At 43.9% G+C, this 15,112-nt stretch carries 13 protein-coding genes and 1 pseudogene; 10 read left to right on the top strand and 4 right to left on the bottom strand.

The genetic code is table 11. The features are described 5' to 3' along the window. Positions 1–24: 24 nt before the first annotated feature. The 4 genes and pseudogenes from NBH15_RS00905 to NBH15_RS00920 form a co-directional block, all read right to left on the bottom strand. Complete coding sequence (locus NBH15_RS00905) at positions 25–1,221, bottom strand: DUF4272 domain-containing protein (protein ID WP_250821778.1); 1,197 nt, start codon at positions 1,219–1,221, stop codon at positions 25–27. A gap of 65 nt (positions 1,222–1,286) precedes the next feature. Further along, positions 1,287–1,745 (bottom strand): annotated as a pseudogene (msrB, locus tag NBH15_RS00910) (peptide-methionine (R)-S-oxide reductase MsrB); the annotation flags it as partial. A 189-nt stretch (positions 1,746–1,934) separates the two neighbouring features. After that, entirely contained in the window at positions 1,935–2,369 is a 435-nt protein-coding gene (locus NBH15_RS00915; protein WP_250821779.1) for a DUF4405 domain-containing protein, read from the bottom strand. Between the two features lie 69 nt (positions 2,370–2,438). Beyond that, positions 2,439–3,281: a helix-turn-helix domain-containing protein gene (locus NBH15_RS00920; protein WP_250821780.1), complete on the bottom strand. Its 843-nt coding sequence runs from the start codon at positions 3,279–3,281 to the stop codon at positions 2,439–2,441. A 183-nt stretch (positions 3,282–3,464) separates the two neighbouring features. Here NBH15_RS00920 and NBH15_RS00925 point away from each other — a divergent pair, with 183 nt between their 5' ends. From NBH15_RS00925 to NBH15_RS00970, 10 genes are all read left to right on the top strand, one after another. After that, complete coding sequence (locus tag NBH15_RS00925; protein WP_250821781.1) at positions 3,465–4,523, top strand: DUF362 domain-containing protein; 1,059 nt, start codon at positions 3,465–3,467, stop codon at positions 4,521–4,523. Positions 4,524–4,660: 137 nt separating this feature from the next. Beyond that, a complete protein-coding gene (gene cysQ, locus NBH15_RS00930; protein WP_250821782.1) occupies positions 4,661–5,485 on the top strand; it encodes a 3'(2'),5'-bisphosphate nucleotidase CysQ in 825 nt (274 codons plus the stop codon). Positions 5,486–5,591: 106 nt separating this feature from the next. After that, entirely contained in the window at positions 5,592–7,145 is a 1,554-nt protein-coding gene (locus NBH15_RS00935) for an SLC13 family permease (RefSeq protein WP_250821783.1), read from the top strand. Positions 7,146–7,168: 23 nt separating this feature from the next. Next, on the top strand, positions 7,169–7,777 hold the full coding sequence (gene cysC / locus NBH15_RS00940) for an adenylyl-sulfate kinase (protein WP_007656948.1): 609 nt from the start codon (positions 7,169–7,171) through the stop codon (positions 7,775–7,777). 284 nt (positions 7,778–8,061) lie between these two features. Beyond that, on the top strand, positions 8,062–8,970 hold the full coding sequence (cysD, locus tag NBH15_RS00945; RefSeq protein ID WP_007656947.1) for a sulfate adenylyltransferase subunit CysD: 909 nt from the start codon (positions 8,062–8,064) through the stop codon (positions 8,968–8,970). Positions 8,971–9,005: 35 nt separating this feature from the next. Next, a complete protein-coding gene (gene cysN, locus NBH15_RS00950; protein WP_250821784.1) occupies positions 9,006–10,469 on the top strand; it encodes a sulfate adenylyltransferase subunit CysN in 1,464 nt (487 codons plus the stop codon). Positions 10,470–10,474: 5 nt separating this feature from the next. Beyond that, the gene (locus tag NBH15_RS00955; protein ID WP_250821785.1) at positions 10,475–11,578 is read left to right on the top strand and encodes a cholesterol-responsive sulfotransferase; all 1,104 of its coding nucleotides are present in this window, start codon (positions 10,475–10,477) and stop codon (positions 11,576–11,578) included. 27 nt (positions 11,579–11,605) lie between these two features. Then, positions 11,606–12,565: a PCMD domain-containing protein gene (locus NBH15_RS00960; protein WP_250821786.1), complete on the top strand. Its 960-nt coding sequence runs from the start codon at positions 11,606–11,608 to the stop codon at positions 12,563–12,565. 12 nt (positions 12,566–12,577) lie between these two features. Next, on the top strand, positions 12,578–14,575 hold the full coding sequence (gene ligA / locus NBH15_RS00965) for an NAD-dependent DNA ligase LigA (RefSeq protein ID WP_284706443.1): 1,998 nt from the start codon (positions 12,578–12,580) through the stop codon (positions 14,573–14,575). Continuing rightward, positions 14,572–15,093 carry a DUF6913 domain-containing protein gene (locus NBH15_RS00970; RefSeq protein ID WP_128133589.1) on the top strand — a complete coding sequence of 174 codons (522 nt, stop codon included), beginning with the start codon at positions 14,572–14,574 and terminating at the stop codon, positions 15,091–15,093. Before ligA ends, NBH15_RS00970 begins: the two co-directional genes overlap by 4 nt. Positions 15,094–15,112 lie beyond the last annotated feature (19 nt).

Here is a 15,112-nt window from a genome sequence, read left to right on the forward strand (position 1 = left end):
AGTTTGATTGATAGAGCAGCCGAATTATGTATTCGGCTGTATGTGATCCCAATCGGCACCGTTATTCGCTCCGATAATCCAGTTAAAGGCATAATGGCGTTCTATCACGATTCCGCCGTCGATTCCGGTCGGAGCTTTTTGCCCATGAATGCGTGCATCCACACAGGCCCAGTCGTAACGCAATGTAAGGTCTGCTTCATCCAGTATTTCCTTTTCCGGACGCGAATAGCCTTTGGACAATATGTCCTGCAATCCTTTATGTTGCCAGAAAATAGCAGCCAGGACGGGCACATCGACAATCTCGGACGGATGGGAGAGGTCGTCGACAACACCTGCCGCCCAAAGCAGCACGGCGCAGCATTCATAACGCCATACGAACTGGATACAGGTTTGCCGTTCGGGTTTGGGGTCATTGATATAGGCTGTTTCTTTTTTCGTAAGGTAAGATTTGACGCCATACAAATCGTTCATCTTGTTGAAATAGAAGAGGGCTTTTTCGCGGTCCGCATCTTCCGAGAGGATGACTTCCGAATAGACGGCAACAGCAAACAAGGCGGCTGCCCGTTCCACCATTTCTTCACGGCTTCTCATCTGCACTTCGCTTTCCAGGACTTCACAGGGCAGTTGCTCCATATAAGGAATGTTTCTTGCTTTGAGCAGGGCGTTTGAGCGCAGGCGTCTTTTCATATCGGCAGGTGATTCTTGGGGGCGGTTTCCGTCCAGCAGGTCGGCATTGGCAACCGGGATAAATTCTGTCAACTGGCTTTCGCCTTTGATAGAGAATAGCAATTTGCCTTCCTGGGTATATATCTGCATGCTGGGATAGAGCAGGAAGCCGTTTACATCGTTCGCAATGGCGAAAAGGCCGTTGATGATATAGCTGGTGCGGTCTTCATTGTCGTCGATGTCGAAAGTGATGCCAGTCACGCAGTTGAATACGCGGATTTGCTGTAAAACGTTCTCCTTCAGTTCGACCAGCGGAGTCTCTGCTGAAGAAAAATAGTTTGCCATCCCGGCTGTATGGGAGGCGATGAAGTCAGGCTTGTCCTGCCGGTGATTGATATTGAAGGAGATCGTTGAATCGTCTGCAAGGGTCAGGAGGATATTTCCGTTTTCCGGTGTGAACTCTTTTGTCATTTCTTTAAAATGCTCCCGGATGGCTGTTACGATGCGGCCGGGGTCGCCAATGACTGTGTATAGCGTGATATTCGCTTTTTCCATATTTACTTGATTTTATTCTTTTGCGAATATACTGTATTATTTAATTATTAATGATATAATTCGTTTTATTTCTTTTCGAGCAGTGGTATATAATCGGCATATCCTTCCTCTTTCATCTTTGCCTTTGGTATAAATTTCAGGGAGGCACTGTTGATACAATAACGTAATCCTCCTTTGGCGATAGGGCCGTCATTGAACACATGTCCCAGGTGTGCGTCTCCAGTTTTGCTGCGTACCTCCGTCCGGTTCATGCCATGAGACTTATCTGTTTTTTCCATAATCAAACTTTTATCTATCGGCTTTGAAAAGCTGGGCCATCCACAGCCGGAGTCGAATTTATCCGTCGAAATGAATAATGGCTCGCCGGTGGTGATATCTACGTAGATGCCTTCCCGGTTTTCGTTCCAGTATTCATTCTTGAATGCCCGTTCCGTTGCATTCTGTTGTGTTACTGCATACTGTTCTGCTGTGAGTTTTGAACGTAGTGTTACGTCGTCCGGCTTTTCGAATTTCTTTTCCGAGGGAGTCTTATCGTTTGTATTCATGTCTGTTTTTTTTGAAAGTTGATCACTCCTTGTAACTTGTGCCATTGCTATCACGCTTGTCAATAGTAAAGCGGTAGTTAATATAAAACTCTTCATATCTGATATTTGTTTATATGGATTTATTTCTTTTCGGATTTAATCCGTCATAACATGAAATACTGGCACCAATCAGGAAACTTTTTTCTTGATAATTAGAAAGCGCCATCGTTTCACGATATGCAGAACTCCTAAAACTCCAGCCATAAGACCTGCTTTATAATGTAATAGCCCGGTTGAAGAATTTGCACCTTCTATACATAATAACAATATTCCTGTTATAATAACAAGGATAAAGGTGAAAGATAATAATAAGACGACCTTATTTTTACCTTTGATGCCTTTTGTTTTTAATCCCTTGTACCATCCCCAATGATGTTTGACATGCATAATCCCGAATACGCTAAATAGCAAGCTGATAATAACGTGGAATATCGCCCAGTTATGCCAGATATCATGATTGCTGCCATGACTTGCAATATGCAGCATGATGCCTGTATATAAAGTAAGAAGAAAGAGAGGCACTAATACTAAATCCGTAAGATAAATAATTCTTTTTCTGTTCATCGTTTTTTTGATACAAAATAACGACTTATAGAAAAGCGGGAGAATAGACAACGCGAGGTAAATATTGTACTATTCAAGGTATTTTTTTCTGTAGGAAGTAGGATTCATCCCGGTTATTTTCGTGAACAAGCGGGAGAAATAGGCATAATCGTCAAATCCCAGGTCAAGAGCTATCTCCTGTATATTCAAAGTGGTATGGACTAACATTCGTTTTGCCCTCAATATGAGCTCGTTTTGAATGTATTTGCTAGTGCTTTCTCCTGTTATGTTTTTGATAACCTCGTTCAAATAGACAGAAGAAATGTGCAATAAGGACGCATAGTGGGATGGAGATTTATTTATAGGATGCTCTTTTGCCAAAAGCTCTTTGAATGCTAAAGTAATTTCAATATGCCTTCTGTTTTTAGGTTGTTGCCGGATGGTATTTCGTACAGCTTCCGTAATTATTCCTATGGAAGCACATGCTAGATTTTGTATGATGCGCTTTGAATCCTCATTTTCTGGATTACCTATCCTGCGGGCAATGATATTGAAAATTTGCTTTAATTCAGATTGTTGCATGTCGTTTACCTGAAAAGGAATGGGAGACAATGCGTATTCGGCGATGATATGCTTATCCGATGGGGCTACAAATACACTATCTACAAAAAGGAGAAATGCTTCTATGTCGCTTGATTTTACAACATGATGAATTTGTCCCGGCTGGATGCACATCATTTTGCCTCCTGATAACAGATACTCTTTAAAGTCGATATTGATGCGGCAGTTCCCACTATCCACCATACCAAATATATAATAATCATCCCGATGGGCATGCACAATCGTTTCCTGGGAAAGAACAGGGGATATTTCTTTCAGGAATATCCCGAAATCGGATTGTTGGATTACTTTATGTGTCGGTATAACAGGCATTTTATAAATATTTTTGACAAAGCTAATAAAAAACGACAAATTCTCTTTGTTTCCAGTTCATCTGCTTTGTTTGATTTGAACTTGATCGAAAAACTGTAATCCGGGTATATTTATCCGTAATGTGTATACAATATAATAGGTTACATCCGAATATATTTGTAACAGAATAAAAATGTATAGATTATGGGTGAAAAAAAGAAGGTATCACAGATTACAAGGCGTGGTTTTATTAAAGCATCGGTAGCAGCCGGAGGTGTTTTATTGGCATCCAATTTGGTTCCGTTAGCTGCATGTTCCACCAATAACGGGCAGGGAGAAGAACCCGGAGAAAATGGAGGAACAACAAATAATCCGTCAGGTGAAGCAGCGGCAGTTTATATGTTAACAGATATTTCTCCGGCTAGTTTGCTGCGGATCTATGAAGCACTCGGGCGTTCAGCCTCAGGTAAAGTTGCCGTGAAACTGAGTACGGGAGAACCCGGCGGGCATAATTTCCTGCAACCGGCACTTATCAGCGATCTGGTGCGGAAAGTAAACGGTACTATCATTGAATGTAATACTGCTTATGCCGGCGGACGTTCTAATACGGAAGCCCACCTGAAAGCAGCGGCAGATCATGGTTTTACAGCTATTGCAGATGTCGATATCATGGACTCGGAAGGGGAGATCAGTCTGCCAGTGAAAGGGGGAAAGCATCTAACAGAGGATATTGTAGGTTCCCATTACACCAATTATGATTTTACGGTTGTTCTATCCCATTTCAAGGGACATGCCATGGGCGGCTTCGGCGGAGCGATAAAGAATATATCTATCGGTATTGCTTCGGCTTCCGGAAAGGCGTGGATACACTCAGCCGGTAAAACCAGGAATGCGGGAGAGATGTGGGGACAATTGCCTGAACAGGATATTTTTCTGGAATCGATGGCTGAAGCGGCTAAAGCGGTAGTAGATCATTGTGGTGATAAAATACTTTATATCAGTGTGATGAATAATTTATCGGTGGATTGCGATTGCGATTCGCATCCGGAAGATCCTCAAATGGCAGATATCGGTATCCTGGCCTCACTGGATCCGGTAGCGTTGGATAAAGCCTGTGTGGACATGGTGTATAGTTCACCTGACGAAGGACGCAGTCACTTGATCGAACGGATGGAGTCGCGCCACGGCATTCATACACTTGAACATGCAGAAGCAATCGGTATCGGTAGTCAGAAGTATAATTTAATCAGATTGGATACATAAAAAGGAGTTTTGCATCAGGTCAAAAAGACGCCATTTATGTCTTAATAGGTAAGACCGCTTGAAATAAATCACTTCAGCTGCGTTTTGTTCGAAAAAAATAGTATATTTGTATATTCACAACCTAATAGATATGAGTGATGATGAACTATTCGAACTATCTTTACATTGCTATCCGGGCAGCGATAGATGCCGGTAAAGCTATCATGGATATTTATACAGATCCTGCATCTGATTTTGAAATTGAACGCAAAGCTGATAATTCTCCGCTGACGAAAGCAGACAAAGCTGCTCATAAGCTGATAATGAATGTCCTTTCCGTGACCCCGTATCCGATATTGAGCGAGGAAGGGAAGGATATTCCGCATGCTGAACGGGCTGCCTGGGAAACTTTCTGGCTGGTTGATCCGTTGGACGGAACCAAGGAGTTTATTAAAAAGAACGGTGAGTTTACTGTAAATATCGCTTTGATTCAAAAGGGAGTCCCTGTATTGGGAGTTATTTATGTGCCGGTGCGGAAAGAACTCTATTTCTCGGCCGACTCTGTAGGAGCTTATAAGTTGATTGCAGATTGTGACCTGCAACCTTCTATGGATGAGATTATGCAAAAGGCTACGCGACTGCCTGTATCTATGGGACATCAGGGTATTGTCGTTGTCGCTTCCCGTTCGCATCAGAGTCCGGAGACGACCGATTTTATAGAGAATCTGCGGAAACAAGGACAGCCTGTTACCTTGATCAGTAGTGGTAGTAGCCTGAAAATCTGTCTGGTGGCAGAAGGAAGTGCAGATATTTATCCCCGTTTTGCACCGACAATGGAATGGGACACTGCTGCCGGTCATGCTATCGCAAGAGGGTCCGGATGTGACGTATTCCACATAGATGGCCGAACTCCGTTGAAATACAATAAGAAGGATTTGCATAACCCTTGGTTTATCGTCAAACCTCTTTCTTCCATTTGCTGATTATTTTGGTCAAAAGGATTAAAATAGGGTTTTTGCGTACGAATAACGTTAATTTTCTTATTACATTTGCACCTTATCTGAGAAATTTAGACAGATTAGGAACGCGATGAACTTCGAAATATTATTTGTATTGCTAGCCCTGGCCGGAATGGTTGCGGCATTGATATGGGATAGGATGCGACCGGGAATGGTATTACTGACTGTTGTAGTATTATTCCTGGTCGTAGGAATATTGTCTCCAAAAGAAATGTTGGAGGGATTCAGTAACAAAGGTATGATAACCGTCGGCATGCTCTTTCTTGTGAGTGAAGGAATCCGGCAGAGCGGGGCGCTCGGGCAAGTTATCAAGAAACTGCTTCCGGAAGGAAAAACTACCGTTTTAAAGGCCCAGGTCCGGATGTTACCTCCCATTGCATTTATTTCAGCCTTTCTTAATAATACTCCGGTAGTAGTTATTTTTGCCCCGATCATCAAACGGTGGGCTGAGTCGGTAAAACTTCCGGCTACCAAATTTCTTATACCACTTTCTTACGTAACCATATTAGGCGGTATTTGTACGCTGATCGGAACCTCCACCAACCTGGTTGTTCATGGTATGGTTATTGAAGCCGGCTACGAGGGGTTCACTATGTTTGAACTCGGAAAAGTCGGCATTTTTATTGCCATAGCCGGTATCCTGTATCTGTTTGCATTCTCCAATAAGTTATTGCCCGATTCCCGTCAGGATAATTATGTGGATGAAGGGGAAGAAGAGAGTCAGGGAAACCTGCATCGGGTGGAAGCTGTGTTGGGTTCTCGTTTTCCCGGTATCAATAAGACTTTGGGAGAGTTTAATTTTGCCCGCCATTATGGTGCTATCGTAAAGGAAGTGAAAAGTGGGGGAGAACGTTTCACCCATGATCTGGACAAGGTTACTTTGCATGAAGGTGATACCTTGGTGCTTTGGGCCGATGATTCGTTTATTCCGACTTGGGGAGAATCGAGTGTCTTCCTGATGCTTGCCAATGGTAATGAAAATACTGAACCGGTATCGAAAAAGAAACGTTGGCTGGCACTGGGGTTACTTATCTTTATGATTGTAGGGGCTACAGTCGGCGAATTGCCGGCCGTGAAAGAAGCCATTCCGGGTATGCGTCTGGATATGTTCTTTTTCGTTTGCATCACTACTATTATTATGGCTTGGACGAAGATATTTCCACCGAAGAAATATACCAAATATATATCCTGGGATATTCTGATTACAATCGCTTGTGCGTTTGCTATCAGTAAGGCGATGGAAAATTCAGGCTTTGCAGCCTTGGTAGCCAGCTATATTATCAGTATGGCCGACAATCTCGGACCGTATGCTCTGCTTGCCATCATTTTTATCATAACAAATATTTTTACCGAACTGATAACGAACAATGCGGCGGCTGCCTTGAGTTTTCCGATAGCGTTGTCGGTCGCTACACAGTTGGGAGTAAACCCGACGCCATTCTTTGTGGTGATTTGTATGGCGGCGTCGGCCAGTTTCAGTTCTCCGATCGGTTATCAGACAAATCTGATCGTACAAGGTATCGGTAGTTATAAGTTTACGGATTTTGTCCGTGTGGGATTGCCGTTGAACCTGATTACGTTTTTGATTTCCGTGTTCGTGATACCGATGATCTGGGAATTTTAATATAAAAGGCAATAAGAAATAAAATGAATAATACACAGCCGAATAATATATATCCTATTTTCGACCGTATGTTGGGAAGAGAGGATAAAGAGGCGCTTTTGAAACAACGTAGTGTGATGGTATGGTTTACCGGGCTGAGCGGTTCCGGTAAAAGTACGATTGCCATTGCTTTGGAGCGTGAGTTGCATAAGCGCGGTTTGTTATGCCGTATTCTGGATGGCGACAATATCCGTAGCGGTATCAATAACAATTTGGGATTTTCTGCGGAAGACCGGGTGGAGAATATCCGTCGTATCGCGGAAGTAAGCAAACTATTTATTGACACTGGTGTTATAACTATAGCGGCTTTTATCAGTCCGAACAATGAGTTAAGGGAGATGGCTTCTACGATTATCGGAAAAGATAATTTCCTGGAAATTTATGTGAATACGCCGATCGAAGAATGTGAGCGACGCGACGTAAAAGGATTGTATGCAAAAGCCCGCAAGGGAGAGATTAAAGATTTTACAGGTGTTTCGGCCCCATTCGAAGCACCGGAGCATCCGGCTTTGTCGTTGGATACCTCGGTGTTGAGCCTCGAAGAGTCGGTAAATAAATTATTGGAATTGATATTGCCTAAAGTGAAAGTATAGAAAAAATTGAGCTATCCAACTGTCAAAGTGACTCATCTGTTACAGGTTCATTTGCCGTCTGCTTTAGCTGACGGTTTATAAGCAGGTTCTTTTTTTGGCTTTAGCCACATTTTTCTCAGATAGAAAGCTTTAAGAAATGGGACTAAAGTCCAAAGAGATAGATTCTTTACTAGTCCGTCAGCTAAAGCAGACGGTAAATAGACCTGTAATAGTCAAGTGAGGTTGATGACAGGATAGTTCAATTTTGATAAACATTGAAACAATAAATATAACAAATATAAACTATGTCAGATTACAAATTAAGCCATCTACAGGAGCTGGAAGCAGAATCTATCCATATCATACGGGAGGTTGCTGCTGAATTTGAAAATCCTGTGATGCTTTATTCTATCGGTAAAGACTCATCGGTGATGGTCCGGTTGGCAGAAAAAGCCTTTGCTCCGGGAAAAGTGCCGTTTCCTTTGATGCATATTGATTCCAAATGGAAGTTTAAGGAAATGGTTCAGTTTCGTGATGAATATGCAAAAAAGTTCGGATGGAACCTGATCGTTGAATCAAATATGGAAGCATTTCATGCCGGTGTAGGACCTTTTACGCATGGAAGTAAGGTACATACCGACCTGATGAAAACACAGGCATTGTTGCATGCCCTCGACAAATACAAGTTTGATGCCGCTTTCGGTGGTGCCCGCCGTGACGAGGAAAAGAGTCGTGCCAAAGAACGTATTTATTCGTTCCGCGACAAGTTCCATCAATGGGACCCGAAGAACCAGCGTCCGGAATTATGGGACATTTACAATGCCCGTGTCCATAAAGGTGAAAGTATCCGTGTCTTTCCGTTATCCAACTGGACTGAACTGGATATCTGGCAGTATATCCGCCTGGAGAATATTCCAATCGTTCCTTTATACTATGCCAAGGAACGCCCTATCGTTGAACTCGACGGTAATCTGATTATGGCTGACGACGACCGTTTGCCGGAACAGTATCGCGACCAAATCAAAATGCGTATGGTCCGTTTCCGTACACTCGGCTGCTGGCCTTTGACCGGAGCGGTAGACAGCGATGCCGATACAATCGAAAAGATCGTGGAAGAGATGATGACAACCACCAAAAGCGAACGTACCACTCGTGTAATCGACTTTGACCAGGATGCCAGCATGGAACAGAAGAAACGAGAGGGTTATTTCTAATTTTCAATTTTCAATTCTCCATTTTCAATTAAATTATGGCAACATTAAATATAAAAGAATTTCTGGACAGGGACGAACAGAAAGATTTGCTTCGTTTCCTGACGGCAGGTTCGGTAGATGACGGTAAATCGACCTTAATCGGACGTCTGTTGTTCGACAGTAAAAAGATATATGAAGACCAGCTGGATGCCCTTGAACGTGACAGTAAACGTATGGGAAATGCCGGCGACCATATCGATTATGCCTTATTGCTTGACGGCTTGAAGGCCGAACGTGAACAAGGTATTACGATAGACGTGGCTTATCGTTACTTCAGTACGAACAACCGCAAATTTATCATCGCCGATACTCCGGGACATGAACAATATACCCGTAACATGATAACCGGCGGTTCGACTGCCAACCTGGCTATTATCCTGGTGGATGCCCGTACCGGTGTAATTACACAGACCCGCCGCCACACTTATCTGGTTTCTTTGCTGGGTATCAAACATGTGGTACTGGCTGTGAATAAAATGGACCTGGTCGACTTCGACAAACAAATATTCGATAAGATTGTCGCTGATTATAAGGCGTTCGTGAAATCCTTGAATATTCCGGATATCACTTATATCCCGCTTTCGGCTTTGGATGGTGATAATGTGGTGGATAAGAGCGATCGTACTCCCTGGTATGAGGGACCGTCTCTGTTAGATTTCCTGGAAACAGTGCCAATCGATCAGGATCGTAATTTCGAAGATTTTCGTTATCCGGTACAATATGTATTGCGTCCGAACCTGGACTTCCGCGGCTTCTGCGGTAAGGTATCCAGCGGTATCATCCGTAAAGGAGATACGGTGATGGCTTTGCCTTCATGCAAAACATCGAAAGTGAAAAGTATCGTTACTTACGATGGCGAATTGGATTATGCTTTCCCTCCCCAGTGCGTTACCATTACCCTGGAAGACGAAATCGACGTTTCCCGTGGCGAAATGCTGGTACATCCGGATAATCTGCCGATGGAAGACCGTAACTTCGAATCGATGTTGGTCTGGATGGATGAAGAACCGATGGATATGTCCAAACAGTTCTATATCAAGCATACAACTAATCTGACACGTGCCCGTGTGGACAGTATCCGTTATAAGGTGAATGTCAATACAATGGAGCAGTTGTCGGTAGAGAACGGACAGTTGACAGCCGATAGCCTGCCGATGAAACTGAATGAGATCGCCCGTGTTGTCTTTACGACTGGAAAAGAACTGTTTTTTGACCCTTATCAGAAGAATAAACAGACGGGAGCCTTTATCCTGATCGATCCGATTACCAACAACACGTCGGCTGTCGGAATGATTATCGACCGGGTGGATGCCAAAGATATGGTGACAGAGGATGCTCTGGCTGTATTGAACCTGCCGGAACTCGGAATAGGCGAAGAACATTACGAGGCGATTCGTACGGTATGTGAAGAATTAGGACGCCAGGGTGTTCCTGTGAAATGTATAACTGAAAAACAATAAAATTTATGGGGTTGATGGAATTCGATAAGCTACCAATCAATACATTGGTGGGAGCGGACTGGAAAACGTTCAAGGCTGTGACAGCCGATAAAACGATCGACAAAGGTTTTCGAAACAAGTATTATCTGACAAAATCGGTATGCCGCCTGCTTAGTTTACTGCAACCTTTAGAAGATGCCCGTTATCGTAAAATAGCGGATAAGCCGTTGGAGATGGACCCGGTGTTCATACTGGGCCATTGGCGTAGCGGTACGACATTCGTACACAATGTATTTTCGTGCGACAAGCATTTCGGATACAACACCACGTATCAGACGGTGTTCCCGAATTTGATGCTTTGGGGACAACCTTTCTTTAAGAAGAATATGTCATTCCTGATGCCCGACAAACGTCCGACCGACAACATGGAACTGAAGGTCGACCTTCCGCAGGAAGAAGAGTTTGCTTTGGCAAACATGATGCCGTATACTTATTATAATTTTTGGTTTTTCCCGAAACACATGCTGGAATATTGCGACCGGTATCTGTTGTTCGACAATACGACCGAGCACGAATTGAAAGTGTTTAAGGAAACCTTCCTGAAACTTGTTAAAATATCGCTTTGGAATACACATGGCTCACAATTCCTGAGTAAGAACCCGCCGCATACCGGACGTGTGAAAACGTTGTTGGAAATGTTTCCGAATGCCAAATTCATTTATTTGAAGCGTAATCCTTATACCGTATTTGAGAGTACACGCAGTTTCTTTACAAATACGATACAACCGCTTCGTTTGCAAGATATCACTAATGAACAGATTGAAAGCAATCTTATTGAAGTATATCGCCGCTTGTTCTACAAATTTGAAGAGCAGAAAGGGCTTATTCCTGAAGGGAACCTGATAGAAGTAAAATTCGAAGATTTCGAACAGGATGCTTTTGCGATGACCGAAGATATTTATCGCAAATTAAACCTGCCGGGATTTGAATCGTCTAAAGCCGAGATAGAGAAATATCTGGGAAAGAAGAAGGGATATAAAAAGAACCAGTACAGATACGACGACCGTACGATACAGATCGTTGAAGAGAACTGGGGAATGGCTCTCAAGGAGTGGGGATATTCTTTATGATATTCTTTCAACTTTTAAGCAAAGCTTATGAATTATATAAAGAATATATTGTTATTTTTGTTTGCGGGCAGTCAGTTATCGACTATCGCCGGACAGGAGAAGGTTGTGCCTTTTGCGTTTGGTGATATGGATCAATGGGTTGTCCGTGAAATCCAGGAGTCTGGAATTATAGGTGGAAATAAGAAGCATCTCTATGAGGTGGGACCGACGGATACGATTGTCGGCAATACCGCTTATCACAACCGGGGAGGTTCTCCGTGGGCAAATTCCAATGTGATGGCGAAAGTGGCCGGAGTAGTGAAGACGAATACATCTGTATTTCCGGAAAAGAGAGGAGATGGCTGGTGTGCCCGCCTGGAAACATGTATGGAAAGTGTAAAGGTTTTTGGCCTGGTCGACATCGAAGTGGTTGCGGCCGGTTCTGTCTTCCTGGGTTCGGTTCATGAACCGATCAAAGGGACAAAGAATCCCCAGGCTATGCTGAACAGCGGTGTCCCTTTTACAAAGAAACCGACGGCAATCCGTTTCGATTATAAGGTAAAGGCAGCACCCGAAAAAGACCGTATCCGCAGTACAGGATTCAGCCGTAAGTCGAAAGTGGCCGGGCAGGATTCTATCGCAGCGATTTTGTTTTTGCAGAAACGCTGGGAAGATAAGGAAGGTAATATATATGCTAAAAGGGTAGGAACGATGGTTCAACGTTATGTCTCATCGACAGATGGTTGGGTGAACGACGCTACTTATCCGATTATGTATGGCAATATATCCGACCATGCGGATTACAAACCATATATGTGCATACAGGTTGAGGAACGTTATGCAACGAACAGCCAGGGCAATAGTGTCCCGGTAAAGGAGATCGGCTGGGCAGAGGAAGGAGACGAACCTACACACATGGTTTTACAGTTTACTTCCAGCCATGGAGGCGCCTATATCGGTTCTCCCGGCAATACGTTCTGGATTGATAATGTAAAACTGGTATATTAATTTTCAATTATAATGGTGGAGGCAAAGATAAAAGCACTGCGTGATGAGTTGGAACAGCATAATTATAATTATTATGTACTTTCCACACCGACGATATCAGACCGTGAGTTTGATGAGAAGATGAAAGAATTACAGGCATTGGAGGAAGCTCATCCCGAATTTGCCGATCCGCATTCACCGACGCAGCGGGTGGGAAGCGACTTGTCGAAGGAATTTGAACAGGTAGTCCACCAGTATCCGATGCTTTCTTTGGGAAATACCTATTCCGAAGAAGAAATACGTGATTTCTATGAGCGGACGGAACGTGCTTTGAACGAGCCTTTCGAGATTGTTGCCGAGTTGAAATATGACGGGACTTCCATTTCGTTGATTTATGAGAACGGACGCTTGGTCCGTGCCGTGACCCGTGGCGACGGAACCCGTGGCGATGATGTGACGGCTAATGTAAAGACAATCCGTTCTGTCCCGTTGAAGCTACGGGGTGATAACTATCCGGAAAACTTTGAGATACGGGGTGAAATACTATTGCCCTGGGCAGAATTCGACCGTCTGAACAAGGAACGTGAAGAGCAGGAAGAACCGCTTTTTGCCAATCCTCGTAATGCTGCTTCAGGCACGTTGAAACAACAGAATCCGTCTGTTGTGGCTTCACGTAAGCTGGATGCTTATTTTTATTATTTACTGGGTGAAGGCCTTCCTGCCGACGCTCATTACGAAAATCTACAGATTGCTCGTACCTGGGGATTTAAAATACCTGATGTCATCCGTAAATGCGACAGCTTGCAGGATATTTTTGACTATATCGCTTATTGGGATGTGGAACGGAAGAACTTGCCGGTGGCTACTGATGGCATCGTATTGAAAGTAAATTCACTGCGCCAGCAGAAGAATCTGGGATTCACCGCCAAGAGTCCCCGTTGGGCTATTGCTTATAAATTTCAGGCAGAGCGGGCGGTAACACGTCTCAACTCAGTCTCTTTCCAGGTAGGGCGCACAGGGGCAGTTACTCCGGTTGCCAACTTGGAACCGGTATTGCTGGCTGGGACGACCGTCAAGCGTGCCTCTCTGCATAACGCAGATATTATTGAAGGGTTGGATTTGCATCTGGGAGATAATGTATATGTAGAAAAAGGCGGAGAGATCATTCCTAAGATCGTTGGTGTCGATGTCGACTCCCGTTCGATGTTGTTGGGTGCGAAGGTTACTTTTATCAAGACTTGCCCTGAATGCGGTACGCCTTTGTATCGCCCGGAAGGGGAGGCGGCCCATTATTGTCCGAATGAAGCTGGTTGTCCACCGCAGATAAAAGGCCGTATCGAACATTTCGTTACCCGCCGCGCCATGAATATAAATATCGGTCCGGAAACGGTAGAAGACTTGTATGAAGCCGGTCTGGTAAAAAACGTTGCCGATCTGTATACCTTGGAGATGCCGGACTTATTGCGTCTGGAACGTTGGGCGGAGAAAAGCGCCCGCAACCTGATGGCGAGCCTTGAAGAGTCCAAACAGGTATCGTTTGAACGGGTGTTGTTTGGGTTGGGTATCCGTTATGTCGGCGAGACTGTGGCAAAACGCCTGGCGTCTGCATTCCATTCGATGCAACAATTACAGGAGGCTTCCTTGGAGACATTGACGGAAGTGGATGAGATTGGCGAACGTATTGCCCGTAGTGTTGTAGACTATTTTGCCGACGAAAACAACCGTATCCTCGTAGCCCGCCTGCAAAAATACGGATTGCAAATGACGGTAGCCGAAGAAGTGCTGGCAAACCGTTCCGATAAACTGAAAGGATTGACAATCGTGATTAGCGGTACATTTACTCAACATTCACGTGACGAATATAAAGCCATGATCGAACAGCATGGCGGAAAGAACAGTGGTTCCGTCTCCGGCAAAACAGATTACATCCTTGCCGGAGAAAACATGGGTCCGGCCAAACTTGAAAAAGCAGCAAAGCTGGGAGTGAAGATTATAAATGAAACTGAATTCTTAAACATGTTGGCAGAATGAGACTGACGAACCATTTTATCCATAAGAAAGTAAAGGCATTGGCTAGGCAGTCCGGAAAGCGTCAGAGTAACTTCTGCACCCTGAAAGACGCCCGCCATATCCTGGTGTTGTTTAATGCCGAAGACCGTGATGTCGTTGAGCCTTGCCTCAAAACATTACGTACGTTGAATAAGAATGTCAATGTTTGCGTCTATGTGTCCGGCGAAACGTTGCCAGAGATGAATCCGTCGTATATGGTTGTCCATGCCAAGACCGATCTGGATATGTGGTATATGCCAACGGATGAAATCCAAAAGAAGTTTTGTTCATGTAATGCAGATATACTAATCGACCTTACCCAAGGTAATAATTATGTCATGCAATATTTGTTGTTGAAGCATCCCGGAACCTTAAAAGTCGGAGCAAAAAACAGTGAACTGGATTTATATGATCTCACAATTTCAATGACAGAAAACGCTGATATAAAGCATTTATTCGAACATATCTTATTTTATTTGCAGACAATCCGTTCCAAATGATATAATTTCGTTATTTTTG

Origin of the sequence: Parabacteroides caeci, from assembly GCF_023656795.1 — a bacterium.
GTDB classification, from domain to species: Bacteria; Bacteroidota; Bacteroidia; order Bacteroidales; family Tannerellaceae; genus Parabacteroides; species Parabacteroides segnis.

Bases quoted from the DNA above. Each gene is read 5' to 3' on its own strand.
- ligA (WP_284706443.1), top strand. From the start codon at position 12,578: ATGGTGGAGGCAAAGATAAAAGCACTGCGTGATGAGTTGGAACAGCAT.
- cysQ (WP_250821782.1), top strand. From the start codon at position 4,661: ATGATGAACTATTCGAACTATCTTTACATTGCTATCCGGGCAGCGATA.
- NBH15_RS00935 (WP_250821783.1), top strand. From the start codon at position 5,592: ATGAACTTCGAAATATTATTTGTATTGCTAGCCCTGGCCGGAATGGTT.
- NBH15_RS00960 (WP_250821786.1), top strand. From the start codon at position 11,606: ATGAATTATATAAAGAATATATTGTTATTTTTGTTTGCGGGCAGTCAG.
- NBH15_RS00920 (WP_250821780.1), bottom strand. From the start codon at position 3,281: ATGCCTGTTATACCGACACATAAAGTAATCCAACAATCCGATTTCGGG.
- NBH15_RS00970 (WP_128133589.1), top strand. From the start codon at position 14,572: ATGAGACTGACGAACCATTTTATCCATAAGAAAGTAAAGGCATTGGCT.
- cysN (WP_250821784.1), top strand. From the start codon at position 9,006: ATGGCAACATTAAATATAAAAGAATTTCTGGACAGGGACGAACAGAAA.
- NBH15_RS00925 (WP_250821781.1), top strand. From the start codon at position 3,465: ATGGGTGAAAAAAAGAAGGTATCACAGATTACAAGGCGTGGTTTTATT.
- cysD (WP_007656947.1), top strand. From the start codon at position 8,062: ATGTCAGATTACAAATTAAGCCATCTACAGGAGCTGGAAGCAGAATCT.
- NBH15_RS00905 (WP_250821778.1), bottom strand. From the start codon at position 1,221: ATGGAAAAAGCGAATATCACGCTATACACAGTCATTGGCGACCCCGGC.
- NBH15_RS00915 (WP_250821779.1), bottom strand. From the start codon at position 2,369: ATGAACAGAAAAAGAATTATTTATCTTACGGATTTAGTATTAGTGCCT.
- cysC (WP_007656948.1), top strand. From the start codon at position 7,169: ATGAATAATACACAGCCGAATAATATATATCCTATTTTCGACCGTATG.
- NBH15_RS00955 (WP_250821785.1), top strand. From the start codon at position 10,475: ATGGGGTTGATGGAATTCGATAAGCTACCAATCAATACATTGGTGGGA.